Annotated in this window: 24 protein-coding genes; 19 read left to right on the top strand and 5 right to left on the bottom strand. The window is 42.2% G+C overall.

The genetic code is table 11. The features are described from left to right. Positions 1 to 31 precede the first annotated feature (31 nt). Positions 32 to 193 (bottom strand): hypothetical protein, encoded by a 162-nt coding sequence (locus ACM0P2_RS03705; RefSeq protein WP_419227281.1) that lies wholly within the window; start codon positions 191 to 193, stop codon positions 32 to 34. Positions 194 to 272: 79 nt separating this feature from the next. Beyond that, positions 273 to 1,433 (bottom strand): hypothetical protein, encoded by a 1,161-nt coding sequence (locus ACM0P2_RS03710; protein WP_419227282.1) that lies wholly within the window; start codon positions 1,431 to 1,433, stop codon positions 273 to 275. A gap of 515 nt (positions 1,434 to 1,948) precedes the next feature. Between ACM0P2_RS03710 and tnpA the strand changes: the two genes are divergently transcribed. The 9 genes from tnpA to ACM0P2_RS03755 all read left to right on the top strand — a co-directional run bounded on the left by tnpA (position 1,949) and on the right by ACM0P2_RS03755 (position 15,502). Beyond that, entirely contained in the window at positions 1,949 to 2,269 is a 321-nt protein-coding gene (tnpA, locus tag ACM0P2_RS03715) for an IS66 family insertion sequence element accessory protein TnpA (RefSeq protein ID WP_159120620.1), read from the top strand. Continuing rightward, positions 2,266 to 2,616 carry an IS66 family insertion sequence element accessory protein TnpB gene (tnpB, locus tag ACM0P2_RS03720; RefSeq protein WP_008305429.1) on the top strand — a complete coding sequence of 117 codons (351 nt, stop codon included), beginning with the start codon at positions 2,266 to 2,268 and terminating at the stop codon, positions 2,614 to 2,616. The genes tnpA and tnpB overlap by 4 nt, the downstream gene beginning before the upstream one ends. A gap of 86 nt (positions 2,617 to 2,702) precedes the next feature. After that, positions 2,703 to 4,205 carry an IS66 family transposase gene (gene tnpC, locus ACM0P2_RS03725; protein WP_419226713.1) on the top strand — a complete coding sequence of 501 codons (1,503 nt, stop codon included), beginning with the start codon at positions 2,703 to 2,705 and terminating at the stop codon, positions 4,203 to 4,205. Positions 4,206 to 4,858: 653 nt separating this feature from the next. Then, on the top strand, positions 4,859 to 11,851 hold the full coding sequence (locus ACM0P2_RS03730; RefSeq protein ID WP_419227283.1) for a SpvB/TcaC N-terminal domain-containing protein: 6,993 nt from the start codon (positions 4,859 to 4,861) through the stop codon (positions 11,849 to 11,851). Further along, positions 11,848 to 12,279, top strand: coding sequence for a hypothetical protein (locus tag ACM0P2_RS03735; protein ID WP_419227284.1), 432 nt, complete (start codon positions 11,848 to 11,850; stop codon positions 12,277 to 12,279). The genes ACM0P2_RS03730 and ACM0P2_RS03735 overlap by 4 nt, the downstream gene beginning before the upstream one ends. A 136-nt stretch (positions 12,280 to 12,415) precedes the next feature. Then, positions 12,416 to 12,943, top strand: coding sequence for a hypothetical protein (locus ACM0P2_RS03740; RefSeq protein ID WP_419227285.1), 528 nt, complete (start codon positions 12,416 to 12,418; stop codon positions 12,941 to 12,943). A gap of 199 nt (positions 12,944 to 13,142) precedes the next feature. Then, a complete protein-coding gene (locus tag ACM0P2_RS03745; protein ID WP_419227286.1) occupies positions 13,143 to 13,880 on the top strand; it encodes a DUF3800 domain-containing protein in 738 nt (245 codons plus the stop codon). Between the two features lie 73 nt (positions 13,881 to 13,953). Beyond that, positions 13,954 to 14,709: a hypothetical protein gene (locus tag ACM0P2_RS03750; RefSeq protein WP_419227287.1), complete on the top strand. Its 756-nt coding sequence runs from the start codon at positions 13,954 to 13,956 to the stop codon at positions 14,707 to 14,709. Continuing rightward, on the top strand, positions 14,699 to 15,502 hold the full coding sequence (locus tag ACM0P2_RS03755; RefSeq protein WP_419227288.1) for a DUF5677 domain-containing protein: 804 nt from the start codon (positions 14,699 to 14,701) through the stop codon (positions 15,500 to 15,502). Before ACM0P2_RS03750 ends, ACM0P2_RS03755 begins: the two co-directional genes overlap by 11 nt. Positions 15,503 to 15,514: 12 nt before the next feature. Here ACM0P2_RS03755 and ACM0P2_RS03760 read toward each other — a convergent pair whose 3' ends face one another. Next, the gene (locus ACM0P2_RS03760; RefSeq protein ID WP_419227289.1) at positions 15,515 to 15,796 is read right to left on the bottom strand and encodes a hypothetical protein; all 282 of its coding nucleotides are present in this window, start codon (positions 15,794 to 15,796) and stop codon (positions 15,515 to 15,517) included. 367 nt (positions 15,797 to 16,163) lie between these two features. On the opposite strand from ACM0P2_RS03760, the gene ACM0P2_RS03765 reads away from it, so the two are divergent. Then, the gene (locus ACM0P2_RS03765) at positions 16,164 to 16,358 is read left to right on the top strand and encodes a hypothetical protein (protein WP_419227290.1); all 195 of its coding nucleotides are present in this window, start codon (positions 16,164 to 16,166) and stop codon (positions 16,356 to 16,358) included. Between the two features lie 810 nt (positions 16,359 to 17,168). Further along, positions 17,169 to 17,420: a hypothetical protein gene (locus tag ACM0P2_RS03770; protein WP_419227291.1), complete on the top strand. Its 252-nt coding sequence runs from the start codon at positions 17,169 to 17,171 to the stop codon at positions 17,418 to 17,420. Positions 17,421 to 17,464: 44 nt separating this feature from the next. Here ACM0P2_RS03770 and ACM0P2_RS03775 read toward each other — a convergent pair whose 3' ends face one another. Further along, on the bottom strand, positions 17,465 to 18,397 hold the full coding sequence (locus ACM0P2_RS03775) for a hypothetical protein (RefSeq protein ID WP_419227292.1): 933 nt from the start codon (positions 18,395 to 18,397) through the stop codon (positions 17,465 to 17,467). A gap of 169 nt (positions 18,398 to 18,566) precedes the next feature. On the opposite strand from ACM0P2_RS03775, the gene ACM0P2_RS03780 reads away from it, so the two are divergent. The 6 genes from ACM0P2_RS03780 (at position 18,567) to ACM0P2_RS03805 (ending at position 23,291) form a co-directional block, all read left to right on the top strand. Further along, positions 18,567 to 18,854: a hypothetical protein gene (locus tag ACM0P2_RS03780; protein ID WP_419227293.1), complete on the top strand. Its 288-nt coding sequence runs from the start codon at positions 18,567 to 18,569 to the stop codon at positions 18,852 to 18,854. A gap of 201 nt (positions 18,855 to 19,055) precedes the next feature. After that, positions 19,056 to 19,265, top strand: a complete 210-nt coding sequence (locus tag ACM0P2_RS03785; protein ID WP_419227294.1) for a hypothetical protein — start codon at positions 19,056 to 19,058, stop codon at positions 19,263 to 19,265. A gap of 85 nt (positions 19,266 to 19,350) precedes the next feature. After that, a complete protein-coding gene (gene istA, locus ACM0P2_RS03790; protein ID WP_419227295.1) occupies positions 19,351 to 20,760 on the top strand; it encodes an IS21 family transposase in 1,410 nt (469 codons plus the stop codon). An 8-nt stretch (positions 20,761 to 20,768) separates the two neighbouring features. Beyond that, positions 20,769 to 21,512 carry an ATP-binding protein gene (locus ACM0P2_RS03795; protein ID WP_419227296.1) on the top strand — a complete coding sequence of 248 codons (744 nt, stop codon included), beginning with the start codon at positions 20,769 to 20,771 and terminating at the stop codon, positions 21,510 to 21,512. Position 21,513: 1 nt separating this feature from the next. Further along, entirely contained in the window at positions 21,514 to 22,365 is an 852-nt protein-coding gene (locus tag ACM0P2_RS03800) for a toprim domain-containing protein (protein ID WP_419227297.1), read from the top strand. Next, a complete protein-coding gene (locus tag ACM0P2_RS03805; protein WP_419227298.1) occupies positions 22,341 to 23,291 on the top strand; it encodes a tyrosine-type recombinase/integrase in 951 nt (316 codons plus the stop codon). Before ACM0P2_RS03800 ends, ACM0P2_RS03805 begins: the two co-directional genes overlap by 25 nt. Before the next feature lie 26 nt (positions 23,292 to 23,317). On the opposite strand, the gene ACM0P2_RS03810 is transcribed toward ACM0P2_RS03805, so the two are convergent. Continuing rightward, a complete protein-coding gene (locus ACM0P2_RS03810; RefSeq protein WP_419227299.1) occupies positions 23,318 to 24,193 on the bottom strand; it encodes a bacteriophage abortive infection AbiH family protein in 876 nt (291 codons plus the stop codon). A gap of 204 nt (positions 24,194 to 24,397) precedes the next feature. On the opposite strand from ACM0P2_RS03810, the gene ACM0P2_RS03815 reads away from it, so the two are divergent. Next, positions 24,398 to 25,372 carry a glycohydrolase toxin TNT-related protein gene (locus ACM0P2_RS03815; RefSeq protein ID WP_419227300.1) on the top strand — a complete coding sequence of 325 codons (975 nt, stop codon included), beginning with the start codon at positions 24,398 to 24,400 and terminating at the stop codon, positions 25,370 to 25,372. Continuing rightward, the gene (locus ACM0P2_RS03820; protein WP_419227301.1) at positions 25,365 to 25,601 is read left to right on the top strand and encodes a hypothetical protein; all 237 of its coding nucleotides are present in this window, start codon (positions 25,365 to 25,367) and stop codon (positions 25,599 to 25,601) included. Before ACM0P2_RS03815 ends, ACM0P2_RS03820 begins: the two co-directional genes overlap by 8 nt. The last annotated feature ends 96 nt before the right edge of the window (positions 25,602 to 25,697 follow it).

Below are 25,697 nucleotides of genomic sequence, written 5' to 3' on the forward strand. Positions count from 1 at the left end.
GCGACGTCCCTGTCCACTTTCTATGTACTACTTATCTTGCTTCACAGTCAACTTCGAGCGGTGCACATTCTCCACCTGGGCCGCCACCGCCACCGCCACCGCCACCACCGCAAATGCCAAATTCAACTCTGTCTTCTAGTTCTTGTATATCAAATGTTTCTAACAACGATACTTCTGTATTATCATTTTTCATTACGTTATATCCATGTAAGTTTATAAATCGTGCAACCTGCACTCTCTCCCAGCTTAAGGCTGGATATCTGTACGATAGTCTAGACTATCGTAATCAGATTCTTCTTCCAAAGTTGCTCTATAAAGCTCTGCAACACTTCAGTATTAGTAGCGTCATATATATTACTCAACGCATATTTATTGGCCTTAGATATTTTATGAAATAAAAGCGGATTACATTTAGGGGGTTTGTAACCTTCACCATTTGTGAAATCAATCCAAACCATATTTTCTAAAGTTCCAATTGCTACAACTTTGTTTTTGTTAAGTTCGATGCGCTTTTTCCCTGAAATAACATCTTTGAAATTTTCGCTTTTCAATAAGTCTGTTTCGGTTTCTTTAGCAAGCCAACGGTGGAAACAGAGCGCAAACTCCCAATGCTCAGGAGTTTTTTTTACTTCCTCACTTAGAAAGTTATAAAGCGTCTGCATAGTTTTTTGGTGGCTATAAATATCTTTAATTTTTTCTTGCTTATCCTCGCCTTCCATCATTGGAAGAATAGGTTCGGCAAATTTAATATGCTTGTTCGAAGTACCATTAAGTTCAGAGCCAACCTCACAAGACAAAATTGGCAAAATAGGAAGTTTTAGTAGTTTTTGAAGTCGAGAAATCCCATATTTAACGTTGATTCTTTTACCAAAAAATTCTACTTCGACATGGCTTTCGTCATCTTTAGATGAGCTAGGTCCCATATTTCCATCAACATAGATAGCGCCAATACGCCCTTTTTTTATTTCTCGAAATACGCTGCTGCCGACTTTTCTTTTTTCAACTTCTAATAATTGAATACTATCGGCGAAGTCAGCTGGTGCAGAATGCCTGAGATTGTAGAAATCCCAATAAGCTTTACCGGCAATTGGAGCGATTGTGGGTAGTCTTTGTGCTGCTAGGTCTAGAAATATATGTCGGTGAGGGCCAAAATGAAATAAGCCAAGAAGCACGCTTCCGTATTTTTCGTGGAGCTGACATATGAGGTTTGAGGGCCACACTTCAATGTGTTTTTGTTGGAAAAGTCGTTGAAGTTCTTGTGAGTCTGTTTCAGTATTTAGTTTTGCGAAATAGTGTTTGACTCTATCGTCAAACGATTTTTGCTGGGCTTCTTTCATCTTCAGCGCTCGTTTGGCAAGGTTGCTCACAGAAAAGCCATCTGTGTTTCCGAACAGCATAAGATAATTAAGATAATAGAAATCCTTTTCCGTCATTTGTTTACTCTTTGTTTACAACTCACCTCAATATTTCACACTAAAAATTATAATTCAAGAAATATAATAAAATTGGGAACATTTATGGAGTATACTAAATCCACAATAGGTAAATTAAGAATAGGTTACATTTTTACCTCAATTGACTAGCACTTGCCGCATTTAATTTAGTTTTTAGTAAATCTCGCGCCACTTATTTTTTAAGGTTATTGTTTCCATGTCCTTTTCATATGAGAGCTTTACTATTAATCATGAGCCAAGTTCGCTGGGTGCGACCTCGCAAAAGTGATTTAGGTTATTTAGTATTGACTTAGCGTGTTCGGTTCAATTTTAAGCCAAAAACTGAAAAACGGTTGTTCAAATCTAATAAAGTTACACTAATGTAAGTATCAATGAGTGGCGACAATCCATTGAAAATGACCTCTGATTAACTCAAAAGTGTCCGTCCGGTAATCCCCACATTCAATTCATAAATTAGCTACGGCATGGTGTTCGCTTTGCAAAGGAGAATGACCATGCAGCAATATCAACGAAGAGAAGTGCAAGATTGGCTCAATTTATTTGAGCAACAAAAACAAAGCGGACTCACCGCAGTGGAGTTTTGTCGTCAGCAGCAGATTAACGTTCAAACTTATTATACCCGACGTCGCGATATTCGGCTTCAACGAACAAGTAGCAAGTTTGTTCAGGTGAACCGTGAAGTCACGAAGGTTGAATCCTACACCGAAGCAATGGGTGGCGAACTTCTCTTGCAACTTGGAAATGCCCAACTTACCGTGCCAACCAATATTAACCCTCACTGGGTTGCTACTGTGATGAAGGCATTGGCCGAATGAAGATGTTCGTAGAGCCTGCCGACATTTACCTGTACATGGATATCGTCGACTTCCGCAAATCGATTAATGGCTTAATTGTCGTGGTTGAGCAGGATATGAAACTGAATCCGTTTCGCGATGCGCTGTTCGTCTTCTGCAACAAAAAGCGCGATAAGGTCAAAATACTCTATTGGGATAAAACGGGCTTCGCACTCTGGTATAAACGCCTCGAAAAACATCGCTTTAAATGGCCTGTCGATGCGAACTTAAAACAGATGCATATGAGTGAACAGCAACTACAGTGGCTGTTATCGGGCTACGATGTCATAGGGCATCAGCCGTTGCACTACAACGCATCCGGCTTATAACCTGTGATCATAAGTAGCGATTAACGATCACGAAATAGTCTTAATAATGTAAGGTAATCAGCAGCTTAATACGGGATAATAGCGGTATGAACGAGAAAGAATACCAATCCCGCATCGCTGAACTTGAAGCGCTTCTTGAAGAGAAGCGCGCGCGGATTGCCTATTTAGAAGAACAGTTCCGTGTTGCCCAGCACAAGCAGTTCGGAAAAAGCACCGAAGGTCACCCTGGGCAAGGTGAGTTGTTCAATGAAGCGGAAGAATTAGTTGTTGAGGCTGAAACTGAAACAGCTGAAGAAGCGATTAGCTACACTCGTAAAAAGCCCACACGTAAATCGCTACCTAAAGACCTGCCTCGTGAAGTTATCGTTCACGATATTAGCGACGAAGAAAAAACCTGTGACTGCTGTTCGGGCGAATTACACCGCATTGGTGAAGATAAGGCAGAGACGCTTCAGTTTATCCCTGCTCAGGTAAAAGTGATTGAGCATGTTCGCCCTAAATATGCGTGCCGTACCTGTGAAAAGGGCGGTATCAGCAACACGATTAAACAAGCGCCCGTACCTCACAGCGTTATCCCAAAAGGTTATGCGACGCCAAGCTTATTAAGTCAAATCATTACCAGCAAATATCAGTATGGCTTACCGCTGTATCGACAAGAAGCGATGTTCAAACAGCATGGTATCGAATTAAATCGTAAGACGATGGCGGACTGGATAATCCGCTGTGCTGCGTTGTTTAAACCGCTTTACGAGCAGCTTCGTCAACACCTGTTAAAGCAAGCTGTTATCGCGGCGGATGAAACCACGCTGAAGGTGGTTGAATCTGATAAAGCGACTAGCTATATGTGGCTGTACGCCTGTGGTGCTGACTCACCTGGCGGAAATATACCTGGTACAGAGACACCCAATATCGTGCTGTACGACTATCACAATAGTCGCGCAGGGCAATGCGCGGTAAACTTCTTGAAAGGCTATAACGGCTACTTACAAGTGGATGGCTATCAAGGCTATGAGCAAACGCAAGCGACACTCATTGGCTGTTGGGCACATGCACGTCGTAAGTTCATGGAAGCCAAAAAAGGCGCAGGTAAAAAAGGCAGTGGCAAAGCAGACTGGGCACTCAATCACATCCAAAAGCTCTACCGCATCGAAACACAGTTAAAAGATAAAACAGTGGAAGAGCGCTATCTCATCAGACAAGAAAAAAGTCTGCCACTACTCAATCAGTTCCATACATGGCTCACAAAGTCAGTGCAACAGGTGTTACCGAAAACCAAATTAGGTGAAGCGATACAATACTGCTTGAACCAATGGGAAAAGCTTGTACGTTATACACTCGATGGGCTACTCAGTATTGATAATAATCGTGCTGAGCGCGCAATTAAACCGTTCGTCATCGGCCGGAAAAACTGGCTGTTTAGCCAAACTGCCACAGGCGCAAACGCCAGCGCAGTGCTCTACAGCATGATCGAAACTGCTAAAGCCAACGACCTCAATGTGTTCGAATATATGATGACTTGCCTTGACGAACTCAGCTTCCCCAACGTCGATATTGAGCAACTGCTACCATGGCAGTTTGCTAAGCGCTAGGTGGTATTGCCGGACGGATACACTCAAAATTGAACAAGGATGAAGTCCATCCTTTGATTACAATAGATAAAGTCTACGTCATAAGACCAGAGCTTGCCTGAAACGGAGTCCTGTTATGCTATGAAAGACTGTTCGCTTCACGCTCATGCTTTCGCTTAAGTACTAGCTTGGGGAAGGCAATTACTGACAAAATTTCGACTACAAGATTGATTTCTGTTCAACGTCTTTATTAAACATAAGGTACCACCCACTTATTGATTTTACTGGGCAGTATTAAACAACTTATTTACTGTAAACATTAAAAATGCTAATGCAAAAAGTGTTATGTAAAACCCTCGATAACTCGAGGGGTTTTTATTTGCTGAGTTTATAGCTTCACTTAACAGTTGATAGGTAATCCTGCCTCATGTACTCTTTTTACAAAAGGGTTTATACGTTACGGAATAAATTACTAAAATCAGGATCTCGAAAAAAATATGGCCTCAACCTCGTATTTCCTGTTTTTTATAGCAGATATTTGAACATTAACTGTAGTTAGTGGGCATGTATTTGTAAGCCGTTTGTTCACCTTTGCTAAAACTTTAGCACACCATTTGATTATAAGAAGAAGCTCGATAGCCATCTGTCGAGTCGAATTGTAAGGGAATACGGTAATGCATACTAGCCGCACACTAGCTTTTTGTTTTGTAGTGTTTTTGTCGCTTTGGGGTGCCCCAGTTCAAGCTAACAACGACACGGCATCGCTATATCAGAAAAACGGGACTTACTACGTAAAATCAGCCCCTACATGGGTGCCTATAGGCGGTGCTGTTTTCGTTATTATCCCAACTTATAAAGACGGTGACATAGTAAAGATAGTGCGTTCGGGTAATACGTGGGTTACTACCCCCATTACATTGTCTCAGTTCAACGCGGTTAACCCTGCTGCTTTAAGCAGTTCGTCATATCAATATACAGATGTAAATGGTGATGGTGAACAAGACTTCGTAATTAACTTACCTGGAGAAGAGCTTCAACTTCAGCTGTTAGCCTCGGCATCGGGTGAATACGCGGCATCCACAATTTCTACCATTACCAATACAGACTGGCTTGCTAAAGGTGGTAGTGTAGGTAATCAATCATTCTCTGCGTCTTCTATTGCGTCAACTAATTTTTACGGGCAAACCAGCGGTGCACCAAGTGTTAGTGGCGGTGCAGCAGTTTACAATATCCCTATAGATGTGGTTCCAGGTCGTGCTGGGGTTCAACCTTCGGTTAGCTTGCAATATAGCAGCCGTTCAGGTGTAGGTATTGCTGGCGTTGGTTGGTCGGTGAGTGCTAGCGGCGCCATTTCTCGTTGTGCTGCAACTCTTGCGCAAGACAACTACATTGGTGCAGTGAAGTTTAAATATACCACCGACAAGCTTTGTTTAAATGGGCAAAGGCTTATGGTTGTGCAAGGCTCTTATGGTCATGCTAATTCTGAATACAGACTTGAGCTAGACAACAATACACGTGTTTTTCAGCGTATAGGAAATACCGATTCAAGCTCAACCTATTTTGAAGTTAAAAAAGCAGACGGTAGTACATCATACTACGGCAAAGATAGTGGGTCTCGTGTTTCACCTAGTGGTACCAACTCAACAATGTCATGGCTGCTAACGTCTACCTACGATGTTAGCGGTAAAAACCACATGTCGTACAAGTATACTGGTTTCGGCGCAGGTGAACGCTTGCTGACAAGTATACTGTATACCGGTAATGGTTCTACAGACGGTAACCGTAAAGTGTCTTTCCACTATGAAAATAAGCGAAAGCCGCGTAAATCGTATATGTGGGGAACGTATTCTGAATCAACCAAGCGTTTGAACTATATCGATACGTTTTACGGTAGCACGCGCGTTAAACGATATGACCTTTCTTATACAGCAAGCCAAACGTCGGGCAGAGACCTTCTAACAAGTGTTAAAGAGTGCGGTTATACCAACGGAACACATTGCAAAGAAAGTACATCGTTTAACTGGAGTGACGATACGCCGAATATCGAATTCGAGCCGTTTAGTTATGATAGCCAACCACTTTTCACTACCGAGAAGAAAATAGAACATGTAATTCCACGTGGCGATATTAATGGTGACGGTGTTAGAGACTGGAAAGGCTTCTTTGTTAATGCTGAAGGTGAGCGTACTGGGACAACCAATAAAACCATCCATCCTTGTCACCTTAATATATATAACAGGGTGGTGGTGTGCGCCGAGGGCGATTTCAACAAAGATGGCTTAACTGATGACTGGCGTAACTACAACGGCACGTTGCAAATTAAATATTCTTCCCTTAACAGTAATAGTTATTGGTTTTCTACCGGAATAAAGCTTAATAAACATACTTATTATAAAAATTTCGAAGATGATCACATCATGCATATCGCTGACTACAACGGCGATAGCTGGCCAGATTTAATGGTATATAGATTTGAAGACTATGAAAATGCGAAGCTTTGGCTATATGCCCACTCTGGCAATACTAATAACCCGTACTCGGTAACGCCAAGGCTTGTTTATACATTCAAGGCAGTTGGTAAAAAGACTGATGTCTCAAACTATAGGCCTAGCACAACAGTGCAGTTTATGGGAGATATGGACGGCGATAGTACGCCTGACATTATGGTTGCATCAATAAGTTCAGATGCAAAATACAGTGTTAACCATTCTCAGCCTAGTCCTCAAGCCTTCTTATACAACAATGGCAATGGATACTCTTACACTTCAGTGCCTTTTTCTTATGTTGGTGACAGTTCAAATTGGGGCGATGTTACACACTTCACTTATTTCGTAGATATTAACGGCGACGGACTACAAGACTGGCTTGGGTGGAAGGAAAACCCTAACAGTGACACTGAAGCGCTGCTTGTTGCGAAAATCAATAAAGGCAATAAAAACTTCGGTAACGAGATTTTAGTTGGCGGTGATAACTTCAGAGTTAAGACTTCGTTTATCTTTTTCCCAAGCGGAGGGGATATAACCAAAAAATCAGCGATGTTCGGTAATGCACTAAAGGTGGCTGACATTAATGGCGACGGAATATCTGAAATTCTTGAGCCAGGTGCCCGCTTAGTTACGGGCTGCACAAAAGTGTACGACCATAACGGCCGCATTACTACGCGTTGTGGTGATAGTCTTTATGGTGCATATCGTACGGGAAGCGAATCAGTAACTGAGATTAATTCAAGTGCCGTTGATGACAGTATTTACAGATGGAATGCTTTCTATTTCAACGAAGACAGCAATGGAAATATATCGTTAACGAAAAGAGAGACTGATTACATTGGTCACGCCTATCAATCTGCGTTTGTAGATAGTCATGGAAAAGGCTTGCCTGATCTTGTTTCACTGCATGTCAAATCGTTCTCAGATAATTCATTTAGTGGAAACGGCTCTGGTACAGAGATGTCGTCTTACTTTGGCAACTACGGTGCTTATTACAGCCGCAACAAGGGCGCAGCAAGAGGTAGTGAAAAGTATCTACCACATGACCTAATGGAATCTGTATCTGCACCTAAAGGAATATCTGCTAGTTGGAAGTATCGCCCGCTTAGTAGTGATGAATATGATAAATCGGGTGTAAATGGTGCACCTTATTACGAAACAGACTTCGACTATACAGAACAGCTGGAAGGTGGTGAAGGCGAATACCTTCACTTCGCATCTAGTATGTACACGGTTGCAGAATTCAATATCGATAACGGTATTGGCGGCCAGAATAAACACCTTTATCGTTACAAAGGCGCGGTATTCAACACGCAAGGTCGCGGCTTTATGGGCTTCAGAGAAATTATTCATGAAAACCAAGCCGCAAGCACTTTGTCTAGCTCTGTTTTTGAACAGATGTTCCCTAAAGTGGGGTTAGTGGAGTCGGCAAGTGTTACGCAACTAGGTGATAGAGAGCCGTTCACTACTACCGACAACAAGTGGGTTATAACATCGGCTCACACCAATTCATCTACTTTCAAGGTTCACAATGAAAGACAAGAAGTACGAACCTACGATGTAAACGCACTGCCACAAGAGCTGTCCTCTACTATTGTTACCGTAAATCAGCAAGATGTAGATAAATACGGTAACGTAAGAAAAAGTACCACAGTAAAAGAAGATGATTTTAGCGAAACAACCGTAATCAATACGGCAAGCTACTCTGCAACCGACGCTTGGCCAAATAAGCTTACTGGTAGTACGGTTGAAAAACGCTTAGCACCTCGCTCACCTTCTGTGTTGTGGGGTAAATCGAATACGTTTACCAAGGTTCATTCAACCTATATTGAACAGTGGGACAACACACATAGAAAACCTAAGAAAGTAATTACTAATAATGCACGTGATAGACTAAGCGAAAGTAGTTGTTTTGACTCAGCAAACTCATCAGCGTGTAGCCTAGTAACAACCACATACAATACGTACGGCTTGCCTACTACTTTTCAGACGAAAGGTAAGGTAGCTAGCGGTAATTCTACTAATGTACGTAATGTTCAAATACGCAAAGTTACCACTACCTATAGTGACAATGGCACTTCAGCGAGTAGTGCAGGATATTTCCCTTACAGCGTAACTGCTGAAAATGGCAACTACGACACTGTTGTTACCACACATACTAGCCCGTATTCTGGCGCGCCAGTAAAATTGATTGATGCCAATGGTATAACATCAACCACCAAATACGACAGTTTGTTCAGGCCAATAGAAGTCAAGGCACCAGGTGTTTCTACGCAATCAATAAGCTATGCGTCGGCCGACAGTGCAAGAGGGTCTAGCCATACCTTGTTTATGGTTTCTACTAAACAAGCGGGTGCCCCACGCACCAAGCAGTACATTGATAGGTTAGGAAGAACTTTAAGAACAGCAACTGAAGGGTTTACTAGCGGTCAGTGGTATTTTACCGACAAGCGTTACAACGCGTTAGGTCAAGTTACGCATGAGTCGCTGCCACATACTGGAAGCCCTGTTTATACTCGATACACCCAATATGACGTGTTAGGCCGTTTAAGAAGTAAAGTAACGCCTGCGGTTAATAGCAGTGAAGATTTCACAACGAACTATACTTACAATGGCTTTACTACCGAAATTAGAACGTACGCCAGCGATGGTCACAATCTTGTTATGTCGCGGGTGCATGACAGCGCTGGGTTACTAATGCAAACCACCGACGCGCAGTCGGGTGTTACTGAGTATGGTTACGATGCGCAAGGCAACCCTGTAGTTATAAAAGATGCCGCAAATAACGAAATTGTTGCACATTACGACAACTGGGGTAGAAAGCTGTGGGTAGATGACCCCAACCAAGGAAAGACTACCTTCGTTTACAACACGTTTGGCGAGCTTGAATCTGAATCAGATGCAAATGGAAAGTACCAACGTTACGACTACGACTTACTAGGGCGTGTAGTAACTAGATTTTCAAGCAACGGTAATGCGTCGTACATTTGGGATACTAGGAAGAAGGGTTTGTTGACCAAATCTTATGTTTCAGGTGCCTCAAAAGAGTTTTTCTACGACAGCCTAGCCCGACCTACTGAAGTAAAAACGGTTATCGACGGCGCAGTGTATTCTACCCGCACGGCTTATAACCTTAACCACGGTTACGTTAAGTCGTTAACGTATCCAAACGGCATGCAAGTGGCTATGGACTACAACAGCCGAGGCTATTTAACTACTGAACGAAACGCCGCTAGTGGTTATGTTTATCGCACCGTTACCGAGCAAGACAGCTTTGGCAACATCAAAAAAGCCAGCATAGCTGATGGTAGGCAACAAGGTGAATACCTATACAGCATGCGCAGTGGCCAAATGCTAATGAGCCGAGTAACCGCCGATGGTGGAACGGTTCACTACCTTGATTACAATAACTACGACAGCTACGGCAACCTACGAAGCCAAGTAAATCGTGCTATTAGTTCACCTCAAACCGACACGTACACCTACGACTCGCTTCATAGGTTAACGCGTTCTTCAATTCGAGTAGGTAGCGCAACGACAACAATTGACTACGGTTACGACGCCGTTGGTAATTTGAAGAAGAAAACGGACTACTCGGTAAACAGCAATAGTGCTTACGCATATTTCTCTGGCTCAAACAAAGTGAAGTCTGTTCAGCTCAAAAACGGTGGCACAGATACCTTTGGTTACGACAACAAAGGCAACTTAACAAAGCGAAATAATGTAACTGAATTTACATATAACGTAATGAACAAGCCGACGGCTATTAACCGTAAAGGTTCTCAGGTGTCGTTGGCTTACGATGCTGATTGGGCAAGGTATAAACAAGTACGTACAGTAGATGGAAAAACCATTACTACTCACTACGTAGACAAGCTTTACGAAGTTGAGAGAGAAGGAAGTAAAACGACTAACACGGCATACATAAGCGATGTGGCGATAGTAGTTGAAGGTACGCATCAGAAGAAAATTCGTTTTTCTCACAGAGACCGTTTAGGTAGTGCTACAACGTTAATAGATCATAACAACAACGTTATGGCATATCGTTTCTTCGACCCGTTTGGTAAGCCTAGAATGGGTGATGGTAGCCTTATGCAAAGTTTTGGTAAGTCGGCAAGACTATCGAATAACTTGCTTGATGTGGATATGGCAACGCGCAGAGGTTTCACTGACCATGAACACCTTGATGAAGTTGAAATAATTCATATGAACGGGCGGGTGTACGATTATAACCTTGGGCGTTTCCTCTCGGTCGACCCGTTGCTCCACATGGAGGCTGGTAGCCAAGGAATTAATCCTTACAGCTATATCTTTAACAACCCGCTAGCAGGAACTGACCCAACTGGATATAAGCCTGAAGAAGTTGAAATAAAGGTTCGTCATAAACCGACCACAGGAAGTAGAATTGGTCGAACGGAAACCGTTACCGCAACCGTAAGTGTTTCAGGTGGAACTGCAACGATTGATTTGAACGGCGGAAGTGCTGCTGCGCAGACTGCTGTAGCAGGCGCCATAACATCAGCGATATCAAGTGGCGCACCCTCACAGAGTGCAGCCAATCAGACAACTCTTGGCTCATCTACCGATATTAATAGTGAGGCTGGGAAAAACAAAACTACTACTGGGGGAACCTCCGTTTCAGATACTCTAAAAGGCGTTGGAAACGCTGCGGTAAATAGCTTGAAAAAAGGAGGGGGGATTGGACTTGCTCTGACCCCGATACCAACAGCGACAGACGAACAAATGGAAGAGTTGGCCCAACCAGCAATTGCAGCCAATCAATTAATGCATGAAGGGTTGAACTTAGAAAGTGATTTATCCGAAAGCGACTATGCGAGATTGCAAAATGATTTAGCACGTATTAGAGGAAAACAATCAGGTCCAAATGGAATTCAGTATGCTTTAGTTGCTTCGGAGAGTGGAGATTATGTTTGTTACACCTGTGAATCCGGGGTTCAATACTTGTCGACGGGTGACGTTTGGAAATATGGTCAAACAATTAACCCCGCTTCAAGATATACTTCCTCACAATTAGGTGGATCTCTCGCCGGGAGAAGACTTGAGCAAGTTACCCAATACAGAGGTACACAAAGAGAAATTTTACTTTCTGAAAAAGTGAAAATTTATACTCATTTGGCAGTCGAAGGCTCTTTGCCTCCGGGAAATAGGATTAGACGATGAAGCTTGTATTTACTTATGAAACAGATGAAAAAATACACGGTCAATTAGGGACATTAAAAGAAATGACTCAGCGTCTGGAGGTTGCAGCTAAGTCTGAATCTTCGATCGCTGCATGTGAATGCATTTATATAAAACTTATTATTCAAGAGCAGGTAGAAGGATTTGAATCATTTAGCAAAGCATCTCCACCTTTTTATAAGGAGAAAAAGGTCGAGAAAAATCCACTTTTTGGTGACAAAGAATATAATGGCTATTTAATGTTTGACTGTTTGCTTTCACCAGAGGCATACCAAACGATTTTGGCTAGGGCAGAGAATGCAACTCAACATCTACTTATAAGAGAAATTAACCAGCAACACAGCATGCTGTCTGACTATATATCGCCGAAAGAACTCTTAGAGTTTATCGACAGCAACGCAATTAAATAAAGTCTGAGCTAGTAAAAATAAAGGTTAGTTAGATTACTCACCGTAATTCGAAACCAAATCCCGCTCCGGCGGGGTTTGAGCTTGTTTGGTATCGATAGTGTTTCAACGAAACTTAAATTGGAATGACTCTTAAACAATGGAAATTTTAAAAACATACTGGTTTTTCATAGCTTCGGCTATTACGATTTTTCTGGTGCTTTATTTTGTTGATAGAGCAAAGACTAGGTTCATGAACCGCTCAAGAGAGCAAATCAGAGGAGGGATACTAACAGGTTCCCTCTCTTATGATGACCTGAAAGTAATCTCACGTCGTTGGTGGCAAAAAGAGTCTGACTTAACATTCACTCTTGAATTAATGCTTGCGGGTGCTGTATCTAATGAAGACAAAGGACTATCTGAGCATTCGGATTTACTTCGAAATCTAAAAAAAGAACATGAAATGAATCAATTATTCTCCGAATTGCCGGAAAATGTTCGATTAAAGCTTAGAGAGTTGCAAGCTTCTAGCCCAGAAGCAGAGGAGACGATTCATCAATTGGCAACGTCGCTTAGCTCTTTGTACTCGAAGAATCAGATAGCCAAAAAGAGAGAGAGGATGGTAATGTGGTTGGGAATCATGATTGGCATTGCAGGCTTGCTCTTTTCTATTTACGTAGCTAAATAGCCATTAGAAACCCCATCTTAATTTAAATCCAAATCCCGCTTCGGCGGTGTTTGTATTTTAAGGCAAACAGAATTCTTTCGTTTATCAACACTTACTGCCTTTTCACTTTGCCCTGTCAAAAAATGAATGACTAAAAATTAAACTTGCTAATACCATATGTTGCCTTGTTTAATGTATCTATGCTTAAGGAGGAGTGCAGATGGCAAAAGGAAAACTGATTTGGCATATCGCCTGCGATGAATCGGGTATCGATGGGCAGGTATATTACGGATTTGGCTCTTTATGGATGAAGTATCAACGTCGCGGAGACTTTGCCCGCATCATCAGGAATCTCAGGGAAAAGCATCGTTATGAAAACGAAATCAAATGGCAGCGTGCGCACCAGAAAAATAACATCGCCTTTTACAAAGAGTTAGCCGATGTTTTCTTTAAACATGCATGGTTGGCATTTCATTGCATAGTCATCAGAAAAGGGTTGGTAGACAAATCATTTCATGATGGTGACTACGACCTCGCAATGCGTAAACACTTCACCACTCTCATTTCGTCAAAAATAAAAGCGGTTAAAAAAGCACATCCCGACCAGCAATCAGAATTTCGAGTTGAAGTTGACCCATTGCCGTCAAGATATGATAAAGCAGGCGAAGCATTTCATACGATAGCTAACAATATCCTCAAGCAAGAATTAGGCGGTGATGCACTGATACAAACCGTTGTGACTAAAGACTCAAAAGACTCTCAGCAAATACAACTGGCCGACTTTCTTTTGGGGGCTGTTATGAGCGCGTTTCAAGGAAAAGTCACCTCTGATAGAAAACGGGATATGGCTAATCATATTGCATCATACTTAGGCTGGGATTCTCTACAACATGATACTTGGAACCATGAGCGTAAATTTAATATTTGGTATTTTCATGATGTCAGACGTGAGAGGTGAGAAATCCACACAAAAAATGTAGAGCTAAAATATCCGCTCCCAACAAAGTCACTCAAATGAAGTCAAAAAAAGAATGAAAAAAAGCAATCATCAAGGAAAGGTACTTAAAGACCACAAAAAAGTGGGGAAAAAATTCATACCCCCTTTGATGCAAATGGATATGATGAGAGAGACCTCGTTTGTCAACGACAGGCTTCCATGTTTAATCTGGATGTCGGCATTGTATCGTCGCATTGGTGATAGGAAGGCAACAGAGTTTATTGTAGATTTTATTGAAACTGCATATAAATGTAGCGAGGGTGAGAAGGTTGCTCCGCTTCAATATATGGGCAGTTACACAAGTTTGCCCGATTCAATAAAGAATGAATTGTATGGGACATTGAAAACTAAACCATATTTCAACGACCTTCTAAGTAATCTCGAACACCAGTATCATTTGCTAAAAAGCTACCCTTTTGCATTTCTTTTTTCTGAGCACCAATATGGCGTAGACCGTGAAGACGCTATCGAAATGCTAAAAGAGGATGTAGAGTCACTTTTAGACCGAATGTCATCAGAGGCAACCAAGGTTCAGGTTACTGCGGTTTATGCAGAGATGACATCAGGACGAATGAAAATTTCAGCTCATATCGACTTGCCTGACTTCAATGCAATTTTCAAAGCGCCAGAGTCTGAAGATGCGAAGCGTGTTGCAGGTTTTGCTCGCGCTCATATCAATGGATTTGCAGCAGCTTCTTTCCTGAAAGAAATAGGGATTCCTGAAAACCAGTGGCCAAAGACTTTTTGGGATGAGGCTTTTGATTTAGATGGGTGTGAAAATGGATATTGAAGAGTTAGTGAGCGGCTACGTTGGTTATCTTGTGGACAGTTTCGATGAAGTCTGGACGCAAGTTAAAATTCCCGCTGATAAGTTGGAGGCATTTTCTGCCATTGGTGGCCTTTTATCTCGTCAAGTTACCCTTTCCATTGAGCTAGCTCAGGCTCCCTCGACTTGGAATGGTCACTCTGCACCCCTGTTTCTTCGCTCTATGACCGATTTGTATATCACTCTTGCGTGGATGATGGATGACTTAGACGAACGTCCTCAAAAATACGTTATGCACGGTCTTGGTGAGGCAAAACTGCTTATCGAACACTACAAACTCTTGTTAGAAAAGGAGGAATATCAAGAAGACAAGGAAGAGCTTCAACAAATGATAGACTTCAGAGAGCATTGGATAAATTCACAGCGCAGAGACTTTTTTGTCGAAGTTGATGTAGGTACATGGTCGAACTTAAATTGTCGAAAAATGGCTCAAGAGGCAGACTGCGAAGAACTTTATAACTTTGCTTATACGCCATTCAGCCAAGTGGCTCACAGTATGTGGCCGCATGTTTCAGTTTACAATACGACGCGTTGTAAAAATCCACTGCATAAGCACCACTTAATTCCTGCATTACTGGAAGTGCCGCTCGATCCCGACTACTTGTATAGAGCTTGCAAATACGTAGACAAGACTTATAAGTTATTTGAAAAACACTTTGGGGCATCAATAAAACAAATGCCACTTGATTGGTGGGGTAGTTTTTGGGAGTCGGTTTCCGTTGAGCAAAGTGAAAAGAGTGACTCAAACGATACTTAGAGTAGGAGAAAACTAGTCTATTAGGCTACATTCACCGTCATGCTTGCTGGCAAAATCAGCAATCTTTGCTTCGGTGCGTGGTAGGTCTCCTTCGTAGCGGCAGAAGAACTTGATGATACCGTTGTTGTCTCGGTGGATAGCACGAACATTATTCTCGCCGCCATCAATGTTCCACATGCCATCCGTCAATGGGTAGGCATCTTGAGCACGGAAGTATTCGACTGCAATCTGGGCAATGATTTTGTTCGCCTCATCCGGTCTTTGTACTTTTAGTGCGTGTTGACAATGTGGCATCGTCTTTTCTCGCAGCGTTATGAAATGTGTGCATTGAGTATAGCTAAAAGCATGTGATAAGTCTTAGCGGAGAGCTTGTGTCAGTAGTGCTGTATATGTTGCCTCGCCCTTAGCCAAGAAATACTGAGCAATATTGCACCGACAGTGGCAGAGCCAGCCAATTGCCTTACACGCCAGAGTCGCTATACTAGAGACAGGTAAGAGAGGGACCAGTCGGATTGAAAATTCCCCTCCGCCCGCTATCTAGTAAGGCTTTTTGTAGGACTTCGGTCTTACCCAAAGTACGGTGGTGTTTGCGCAAGACGCATGTTAACTAGGTGATCCGGAATTTCCCTCGGATTGATAAGACAGCTTTACGAGATTAGAAATGATGAGCGATGAATCTTCCAAAGCAGATGACCATGAAGCAAAACGAATTGACGGACTAGATTACGCGTTGCTTAATTCGCTAGTTGAAGTCGAAGTCGATGAAGTTTCGGAGGTTGATTTGCTAGGCAATGATAATATTGACAGGTGGCCAACACTTCAGCCTCAAGCTGACTTGGACATCGATAATTCCTAAATCAGAATTCACACATCTAAATACTCTATTCAACGAACGTTCTTAAAATAGCGTATTTATGCAACAGCACTTTCGTCATTCAATCCGTTCAACTCTGTGACAATAGAAACGAGTTCTTCGCTCGACGCTTAGTCAAAAACGCGTTCGAAAAAATACTAATTATCGAAAAAATTCGAGTTGAAAAAGAGAATACAACTTAGATTCTTTCGTCGGCGGATACTCATGGTTTTCTTATAAAAAGCCAGTTCGTTTTTAACAAAAACGAATATCTTTCAACGTTAGAAATGAACTGAAAAATTCACACGTCGAGAACGACTGAATCCAAATCACATGTCAGAAACGCAAAATGCCGTAAGTTGCAGCTTTATCTTATTTGGTTTTTAGGGTGGCAAGTTGTTTGGACTAATGGTCTAGAATTATCGGAATATGCACATGCATAGTCCAAGTATTCTTTCCACTCTTTCCAAAAGCAGTATGCCATGCATTCCAAAAAGGCTTGCCACCAATGAATTCGATAAACAACTATGTGTTTAGCAGAAAATTATTTCTTCCCTTAAAAGATAGACTAAAAACGATTCTGTGTGATCAAAACTTTTTATATAAAAAGCCGTTAATATTTAGGTTTGATATTTTCAATTTAAACAGACCAAAATTTTTGAACAGCGTTCATTGATCGTTCTGTAGCAACTGGGGAAATTTTGCTTTTTGCTTTTTGCTTAAGTAAAGGGTAAAGGCACTGTGCACATTTCCGTGTTGGTTATCATTTGCTGTACGATAATTAACATCACTCTTCGATGCGTCAGTTTCATTATGGATAAGCCAGAATTAAAGTTTGAAGTCATTCCATCCCCCCATGACCCACAAGTTGGTGCGTCTGTTGGTGTTAGGGTCCATTATGGTTCAATGAATGTAACAGCAGAAAGTACACTTAAGAGAACTCAATATGCCAACAAGGTAGAGGCAGTAGAAAGATTGAAAAAGCGTTTAGTGGCGGAACGTTTTCTTAGCATTAATGATACAGATTGGATTGATGCAAATGCTTTTGCCAACGACAATGATTGATTCTTTCTTCAATTATGGGTTTAGCTTGCTAATACAGAAATAGATCAGCGCCGAGGTAAGTGCTTCAGTGCAAATGGTTTAGAGAGCGGCAAAAAGACAAAACATAATCCTCTCACACTCTCTTTAGGTTCACTATCTGGTACGCCCATCTGGTATTCTATATCTACCAAAATCTCATCAAAATCAGCATGAGCGAGACGGCAACAGAACTCTCGTTGTGCAGCCAGTGGCTCGCCATTCAATAGCCATTCCATCGTCTCGAATAATTTAGAAAGAATGAAGTAGTGCTGCTCAAGCATCGTGCTATCAATTTGTCGCTTCACATTGCCATACAATGGTACAGGCAATAATGCATCGTTGTAAAAAACGTAATTTACCAAAAATTGATGTAAGTGACTTCGAATCAAATCAACGCTTGTCATTAATATCGCAAAAGAAACAGCGCCAAAGACAAGGTCTTCTTTATCTGTAACATCATTGTCTTGATAATTCGGAAGTGATTGCAGGCTTACGAGCAAAACCGCTAACAGTTCGTCTGACGGAATAACGTGAGCAAAGTGGATGATGTCGTTAAGACAGTCGGAAGAGTTGAATTGCAAATCGATAGAGAGCTTTTTGGCTGCATGATCGCCAACGTCAGATAAATAGGTATGCTGCTGGCGATAAGAAATACCTTTCTCAATACCTTCTAGAACACGGATGAGCTCAGTCGAATCTGAAGCGATCAACCTTACACCTTTTTGTCTAGCAGCCTTGGACAACTGCGCGACCGTTTTGGTGTTCATTTTAGCTCTGCCTTTTAGGTGATTATCAAATTTTCCGTTTTTATGCGTTACGCCATGTTTGTTGCGCTTACTCTCAGAAATCACTGCCTTCTCTATTGCATATCCTGTCACATTGATCCCGCATGAAATACAAAATTCTGTTGCATATTGCATCGCAGCAAGAATTAAGGCATCGCTTTTTCTTTTTTTCATTTTCGTAGCGCTCGGTTAAGGGCAATTACAAATATAGCCCAAAAACACATAGAGGCATTGAATAACGCTTACATCGAAGGGGATTTTAGAAAATTGAAAAATCACCTTAATAATTATTGAAACATCGCTCTATGTTTACAGCTCCAGCAAATTTTAAGGACCTCTGAGCGTGAGTAAGCCCACTGATAACGACACAGTCGAACAGCTCGCAACAAAAATTAAGCAAGACCTGATGGAATTACATGGTGTGCTTCTTCATGGGAATGCGCTTTACAGGGCGCTCGGGTTTGAGACCGGCAATGCGTTTCGGCAGGCAAAGCTCAAAGGGCATATTCCGGTGCCATTAATGAATTTTGAAAACAAACGTGGAAGCTATGCGCTAACAGAAGATGTAGCGCTGTGGTTGGCAGAGCAAAGGTTATCGGTAAAAGATGAAAGGGGGGAAACAAATATGTAACGAGTGACAGTCAATTTTTTACCTTCAACAAAAAAGCCGATAAGTCTCAACTTATCGGCTCTGATGTGGTCTGCGGTTGCAGTCCTCGACAACTTCAACTGTAGTTACTCATCAGTATTTTCGCAAGGTTCGGTCAAAGTTTTTTGATTGAGCGTGGCTGTGTGTTTTGAAAATTCATATACCAGATAAGTGAGGATGAAGATGAAACCTTCTGAAGAACAACGCGTAATTGCAGATGCCGTTTTGGCAGCATTGCAAGCTACAGGCCCCTTAGATAGGTCTGATGGCGAGCGACTTCCAGCATCGGCATCGAAGCTGATAATCGTTAACAAGGACAATCCGATACGTATCCAAGTAGTGAGTGCGCCTTACATCGAGCTAACTCCTACTCATAGGAGGCTCAATGATTAGTCGAAAGCAATCACAAATACTTGCGGAAAAGCGCAGAGTTATAAATTCGGTTTTGCCTGCCATTTTGGAAGGGAAAGAGTTTTCTTTGCGCGCAGAAACAAAAAAGGTGAAGTTAACCAGACCTACAGTGACATCCGTCGTGGAAAAAGTTCGCGAAGCGCCAGAACAATTTGAGGAAGTAAACTCGATACCGGATTCTAAGCTGCTGGCGTTACTTAAACGTCCAGCCGTTGCGGATAAACCAAAACCTGATTATGCGTCCTTGCTGTCCTTTATTCACAAACACAGCCTGTTAAAGAAAGAGGCCTATCTGGTTTATTGCGAGCAGTGCAAAGAAAAAAGTGTTAAGCCCGTCTGTCAGTCTGGGTTCTATGATGGGTTCGCTCAATTTGAGGACAAGAAAACATCTTCGATGATGTTTCGATACAAAGCCGGTGAGGTCGTCTTTGTTGATTTTGCAGGTAAACGTCCTTCGATAACTGACCCATCGACGGGTGAAAAAACAAAAGTTGAATTATTCATCGCCACATTAGGACATTCTAATTGGGTGTTTGCCTATGCATGTGCAACACAGTGTGTCGATGACTGGGTAACTTGCCATGAAAAACTGTTTGAAGAGATGGGAGGGGTGCCTGAATATGTTACGCCTGATAATTTAAAATCAGCCGTGTCAAAACCGGGGAAATCATTTGTACTAAACCGCCTGTACCAAGATATGGCGTTGCATTATGCGACGCATATAGAGCCAGCTCGCAGTTATAAGCCAAAAGACAAAGCGCGCGCGGAGGCAGCTGTACGACACGCCTATCAATTCCTTCTACGAAAATTAGTAGCGCAAACGTTCTTCTCAATAGAAGAACTTAACGCTGCGCTTAGGCCTCTAGTTGTTGAATTCAATGCTAAACCATTCCAGCGGCTCCAAGGCAGTCGAAAACAATGGTTCGAGGAAAGTGAAAAACCAGCGTTGTCGCCTTTACCCAAACTTCCTTTAATTAAACTCAGCGCTTTGAGCTATTGCAAGGTGAATAGTAATTACCACATTTTGGTAAAAAATCACTGGTATTCAGTCTCCTATGAATTAATAGGAGAACGGGTGTCTTATCGCACTTCTCAGACACACGTTTATTTCTATTATGAGAGTTGTCCAATTGCAGAGCATAAGTTGTCTACAGAAATTGGTGGGATGACGACAGAGGAATCACATCGAGATCCTAAACACGCCGCTTACGCAAATCTCAGCAAACCTAAACTTCTGAAATGGGCTAGCCAAGTTGGGCCAAATACCATTGCACTTATCAATGCGCAATTTGAAAACAAACCCGATGGGGCACCCAGTATTAAAAAACGTTGTGGAGATTTTAAATCGCTAGCAGAAAAACATGGTTATGAAGCGTTTGAGAAAGCGTCTGAAAATGCCCTGAATCACTCATCACCGTCACTGCGGTTCGTCACATTGATGCTTAACCAATCACAGACCAACAACAGACTTCATTAGGAATGACTATGGAATCCATATCTACCAAACTTAAACGGCTTAAATGCAGCGGGGGCGCAGAAGGATTTGAATCACTGAATCGCCCACCTAATGTTCTAAGCAAAGAAACTGAAGAAGCCTTGCACTTTATACTCGATTATGAGCTTAACAAGCGCGAGGACACACGCATTACAAAAGCCATTCGCGATGCCCATGTACCTTATTTTAATGCGTCTCAAGAAACATTGATGCTAACTGGGCCTCGGAAAATAAAATCACAGGCATTAAATGCGATATTCAGACCTTTTTGGATTAATGATAGCCACAACATTTTGTTACAGGGCGTTGAGAAGAGCGGGAAAACGTGGGTATCTTCTGCCTTAGCGGTGATGGCTATTCGAAACAAGAAAAAAACGTACTTTGTCACGTTCGATAAGTTTATCGAAGACATTGCCGTTGCGAGTGTAGAAGGGAAAATGCATGAGCTCTATCGCGTTTACGATCAGTTTTCTGTGATTGTAATTGATGATTGGCTTGAAAAGTCCATCACAGATTTGGTAGGAAATTTTGTTATAGATTTTCTCTGTAAATGGGCAAGTGAGAAAAGTGTCATTCTGACAAGCACTATGTCACCCAATGAATGGCAAGCTAAGTTACCCACATCCGACGGCGCGGCGAAAATTATCCAGACTTTCTGTAACAACAGTTACCCCATAGAGCTGATGCCGCCTGCCTATGAAGACGCAGAGTTCATAAATATGGAGGATTGTTAATATGGAGTCGCAACTATATAACCAATGGCAGGTATACAGCCCTTCATCGTTGCTCTCGCAAGAGACGGAGTTCCAGTTTACCGAGATGCTGGTGTCACACTATGCATCGTCGTTGCAATCTGATCCTGCCGCTCAACATTATCTGAGTAGGGTTCTTGAGCTAAATAACAGCGAAGTATTGGAAACTTTTAGGTTGGGCTTTTCTGATCGGTCATTATCAAAGGCCTTTATGGGCACTTCAGAAGAGGAGGCAATTCGTGGTGTCTATCAACGGTTCGGGTTGTTCAAGCCTAATGGCAGAGAGCGATTTAGAGGGATGATATTTGTCCCAATCTTTGATGGTAATGGCGACCTTGCTGGCGCATTTGGGCAACGCATTGCCAGTTTCCCTCTGATAAAAAGGGCTGAGACAGACTACACGGTCAGGCCAGATGTAACGGGTTTATTTTTCCAGCATGAAGCGATGAAAACGTTCAAGCATATCCTTCTGTGTGAGTCGCCTTTTGATGTTATATGTTTGCATGCAGCAGGTGTTTACAATGCGATAGCGATGCTTGATATGTCCTATTTTGACGACGAACACTTATCAAACCTGTTGGAGCATGACGTTGAATCGGTAACTATTGCGTTTTCTCGTACACCTTCGGGTAACCGATATTATGCACACGTTCGACGTTTGCTTGAAGGCGTTGATATTCGCGTTGATAAGCTTGAAGGCGTCATTGGTGAGAGCATCAGCAGTGTGTGGTCAAAATCAAAAATGATGGGCAGAGTGTTGGGTCAAATCGACGCTAGTCAGGCAACACAAACGCATACTAACGAGCATCTATGCCCTCACTTATTCAAGCATTAGCGTCTTATCTTGACCATTGCAGACTTGAAGAGCAAAGCCTGCGGACAATTGAAGGCAAGCGACATAACCTTCAATTGTTCGTGCGTTGGTATATCTCCAAACACGGATTCAATGTTTGCGATTTAAACAAAGACGGCATTCTCGATTTCATGCGGTATTTGCATGAATACCGAGACCCACAAACAAAACGGCTTATTTGCCGAGCAACACGACGCAACAAAATTACGGCGGTCAGAATTTTTTGCCGGTATTTATTTCAGAGCGATCATCTCGCAATCAACCTTTCTGAGAAGGTAAAGACGCCTAAGGCAGAGAGATTAATTACGCAAGACATACTCCAGCCTGAAGAGGTGGCCGCTATTGCCAAGCAAACAATTGTGACAGGTGAGAACGGTGTTCGTGATTGCGCCATACTGGCAGTGTTTTTCTCCTGTGGCATTCGACGTAATGAAATCACCACTCTGACACTTAAAAGTATTAACTATGACGCAAAGCTTCTATTTGTTCGCAAAGGTAAGGGAAATAAGGATCGTATTATTCCGATTGCTGAAGGAGCATTAGAGCTTATCAAGCGATACAAAGAAGACATTCGCCCTCAGCTCGTCAATTACCATTCCGGTGATTATTTGTTTTTAGATAACCGAGGAATGCAATTTAACGGCGGTCAGGTCAGTTCTCTTATATCAAAATACAAGCAGCGGGCTGGCATTTCAAAGCGTGGTGCGAGTAACCTCTACCGCCACACTACTGCGACCGTTATGTTGGATAGTGGCGCTGATTTGTTAACCGTCCAGAAGATGCTTGGTCATGAAGATGTTAGCACCACACAAGTGTATACCCATATCGCTGTTGGAAAACTGAGGGATGACTACGTTCGCACTCATCCCGCTGCCACCCTGCCGAGTATTTATTCCCCCGAACCTTGATGTAGCTAAAACATCGAATTTCTTCATTAGCACAAATCTTCAATGCTGATGAATTCAATTTGTTCAACTGATACTCCCGCTTTTGCTAGCTGTTCGCGCAGTCTATCTTGTTCGTCGGCGTCGTAAAAACTGACGCGCCATGGTGCATCGGGACTATTTTTGTGGATCAATTCGAAATAAGGCAAATCGACATCACTGAATGAGTGCCCTAAAACGAAGATGCGTTGAATCCCCTTGAGTCTATGAAAAAATTCTTCATGCTGAGATATCGTTTCATGAACCGGTTTTTGCAAAATGGCTAGCGGTATGCCCGCGTTACCTTCGGCATCGCTAAACATGGTACGTAACGAATCGCCGTTTTCATCTAACTCAGGCACTTCCGCTATCTCAACACCATGCCCGAAAACTAACTCTGAGTGTTCAGATGTAGCACCATGGATATGGCAGACTTGTGCATTATCAATTGAATACACTGTTTGAAGCGTTGATGTGTAGTTGAAGGACAGAAAAAAATCAGAGGATGTGAACGTATTGATTCTGCGTTCTGCGTCAATTTCTATTAGCTCTACCCATTCTGTGAAAGCCTCTTGAATGCTGGACACGAGTAATTCCGATTGATTAGTCAATTCATCTTCTAGTCCGTATACCTCACTTGGTCGAAAATTTTCGTGAGTTACGTCAATTTCATTGTAGTAATCAAAATAGCTGTCAGAATCAAAACTACCCAAATCATTTTCAAAATCCTTCCAAAGTCCATCTTCATTGACAGTGAAATTAAAAAACTCGGCAGTATCACCGAAGTTTACTCCGTTTACATTCAAGTATTCGTGGAAGTCAGAGTACGAAGTTTTGAGTCCGTGAAATAAGTCAAAACCGTTTCCGATGATGTATAAAATCGACATCAGCAGCGTCTTTTATAGTTATTAGTCCAGCGCAACAGCCTATCACCAATAAATCGCTTTGTTTTGATTTAGTCTCAGTGGTAGGGTATTTACGATAAAAAAGCCTTTGCTCTTTAACAGCTTGCCTTCTCTTTAAGGATGTAATCATAGTCGTGCGCCATTCATATGAACGGGCGGGTGTACGATTATAACCTTGGGCGATTTATGTCGGTGGACCCGCTGATTCAGGCGCCCACCAATAGCCAAAGCCTCAATCCATACAGCTATATTATGAATAATCCTATGTCAGGGATTGATCCAACCGGCTATTGCTCAACTGATGATACTCTTCAGGGGTGTGCTGATGGACTAGAAGCAGGTACAACACAGGCAATAACGAATTCTGATGGTGATACTGTGGGATACGTTGGCAAAGATAGTCAAGGTAACCTACACATGACAAGCAATGGCTCGGATAGAGGGCAAGCTGCTGTAGCGAGTACGGTTGCCAGTGTCGGGAAGCAGTCAGACATTAATTCTCAAAAATCTATAGCGCAGTCTGCAAGTCACAATCGGCACACAAGAGACACAGTAAATAGAATTGTTGATGGTGTGGTAGATGAAGAGTTTGAAGGTGAGTTTAGCGCTTCAGTAATTGCAGGTGAAGGAGAGCTAACTGCGTCTAGAGGTGCAAGAAGAAGAACAGCTAGCTCGAATGGTTTACAGCCATTTATTAATGCGCAATATGGTAGGCTCTTCAGGCAAATAAAAGAGATAAACCCTAACTTCAATGTTGCAAGACCTCAGGGGCCATTAACTAGGCAAGACATTCAGTTTTTAGAATCCCAGTTAGCCCAGATGAGGGGAAGTACTCAACTTCAACTTTACTGGCCAACAAATATGGGGTTTGTAGGTGGTTCTACCAATGGCACCTTAAGGCCGGGAACCAGAATTGACAGATATGGCACTGAAAATGGTTTTTTTGTTTCACCTGCGGGCACACCGTTCGGGCAAAGAGCTTTGCCGCAAGGGTTTCAAAATTCTCCCTATACTATGTACGAAGTATTAAGGCCAATTCCAGTAAGAAGTGGATTCATTGCACCTGCATTCGGACAACCCGGATTAGGGACACAGCATATACTTCCCATGAGAGTTAAAACTCTTCGGGAATTAAATTATATTAGGCCAATAAATGAATAGAGAAGAACTTAGAAAGCGACTTGAAAGTGAAGGCTTCAATAAAACGATCTACTCGCTTGACGGTGATTGTAGCTTTGAAGGGTATTGCCTAGACTACTCTTATGGGACATGGCGTGTATACTATTTTGAGAGAGGAACAACATATGATGAAGATCTCTTCAAAAATGAGGAGGATGCATGTTTGTCTTTTTATAATCGTATTTCAAGTGATGCCGTGGCAAAAAAGTAAATAAAACCTGAAAGCACTCTGTGATTCCATAGTCACTTCTCTTAAATTCTCTTCGGTGGGTTTTCGTTTAGAAAAATAAAATGGGAATCTGCCGAA

Origin of the sequence: Alteromonas sp. OM2203 (genome assembly GCF_048517045.1) — a bacterium.
Lineage (GTDB): Bacteria > Pseudomonadota > Gammaproteobacteria > Enterobacterales > Alteromonadaceae > Alteromonas > Alteromonas gracilis.

Excerpts from the sequence above, each read along its gene's own strand:
- ACM0P2_RS03705 (WP_419227281.1), bottom strand. The coding sequence starts at position 193 with ATGAAAAATGATAATACAGAAGTATCGTTGTTAGAAACATTTGATATA.
- ACM0P2_RS03710 (WP_419227282.1), bottom strand. The coding sequence starts at position 1,433 with ATGACGGAAAAGGATTTCTATTATCTTAATTATCTTATGCTGTTCGGA.
- tnpA (WP_159120620.1), top strand. The coding sequence starts at position 1,949 with ATGCAGCAATATCAACGAAGAGAAGTGCAAGATTGGCTCAATTTATTT.
- tnpB (WP_008305429.1), top strand. The coding sequence starts at position 2,266 with ATGAAGATGTTCGTAGAGCCTGCCGACATTTACCTGTACATGGATATC.
- tnpC (WP_419226713.1), top strand. The coding sequence starts at position 2,703 with ATGAACGAGAAAGAATACCAATCCCGCATCGCTGAACTTGAAGCGCTT.
- ACM0P2_RS03730 (WP_419227283.1), top strand. The coding sequence starts at position 4,859 with ATGCATACTAGCCGCACACTAGCTTTTTGTTTTGTAGTGTTTTTGTCG.
- ACM0P2_RS03735 (WP_419227284.1), top strand. The coding sequence starts at position 11,848 with ATGAAGCTTGTATTTACTTATGAAACAGATGAAAAAATACACGGTCAA.
- ACM0P2_RS03740 (WP_419227285.1), top strand. The coding sequence starts at position 12,416 with ATGGAAATTTTAAAAACATACTGGTTTTTCATAGCTTCGGCTATTACG.
- ACM0P2_RS03745 (WP_419227286.1), top strand. The coding sequence starts at position 13,143 with ATGGCAAAAGGAAAACTGATTTGGCATATCGCCTGCGATGAATCGGGT.
- ACM0P2_RS03750 (WP_419227287.1), top strand. The coding sequence starts at position 13,954 with ATGAAAAAAAGCAATCATCAAGGAAAGGTACTTAAAGACCACAAAAAA.
- ACM0P2_RS03755 (WP_419227288.1), top strand. The coding sequence starts at position 14,699 with ATGGATATTGAAGAGTTAGTGAGCGGCTACGTTGGTTATCTTGTGGAC.
- ACM0P2_RS03760 (WP_419227289.1), bottom strand. The coding sequence starts at position 15,796 with ATGCCACATTGTCAACACGCACTAAAAGTACAAAGACCGGATGAGGCG.
- ACM0P2_RS03765 (WP_419227290.1), top strand. The coding sequence starts at position 16,164 with ATGATGAGCGATGAATCTTCCAAAGCAGATGACCATGAAGCAAAACGA.
- ACM0P2_RS03770 (WP_419227291.1), top strand. The coding sequence starts at position 17,169 with ATGGATAAGCCAGAATTAAAGTTTGAAGTCATTCCATCCCCCCATGAC.
- ACM0P2_RS03775 (WP_419227292.1), bottom strand. The coding sequence starts at position 18,397 with ATGAAAAAAAGAAAAAGCGATGCCTTAATTCTTGCTGCGATGCAATAT.
- ACM0P2_RS03785 (WP_419227294.1), top strand. The coding sequence starts at position 19,056 with ATGAAACCTTCTGAAGAACAACGCGTAATTGCAGATGCCGTTTTGGCA.
- ACM0P2_RS03795 (WP_419227296.1), top strand. The coding sequence starts at position 20,769 with ATGGAATCCATATCTACCAAACTTAAACGGCTTAAATGCAGCGGGGGC.
- ACM0P2_RS03800 (WP_419227297.1), top strand. The coding sequence starts at position 21,514 with ATGGAGTCGCAACTATATAACCAATGGCAGGTATACAGCCCTTCATCG.
- ACM0P2_RS03805 (WP_419227298.1), top strand. The coding sequence starts at position 22,341 with ATGCCCTCACTTATTCAAGCATTAGCGTCTTATCTTGACCATTGCAGA.
- ACM0P2_RS03810 (WP_419227299.1), bottom strand. The coding sequence starts at position 24,193 with ATGTCGATTTTATACATCATCGGAAACGGTTTTGACTTATTTCACGGA.
- ACM0P2_RS03815 (WP_419227300.1), top strand. The coding sequence starts at position 24,398 with ATGTCGGTGGACCCGCTGATTCAGGCGCCCACCAATAGCCAAAGCCTC.
- ACM0P2_RS03820 (WP_419227301.1), top strand. The coding sequence starts at position 25,365 with ATGAATAGAGAAGAACTTAGAAAGCGACTTGAAAGTGAAGGCTTCAAT.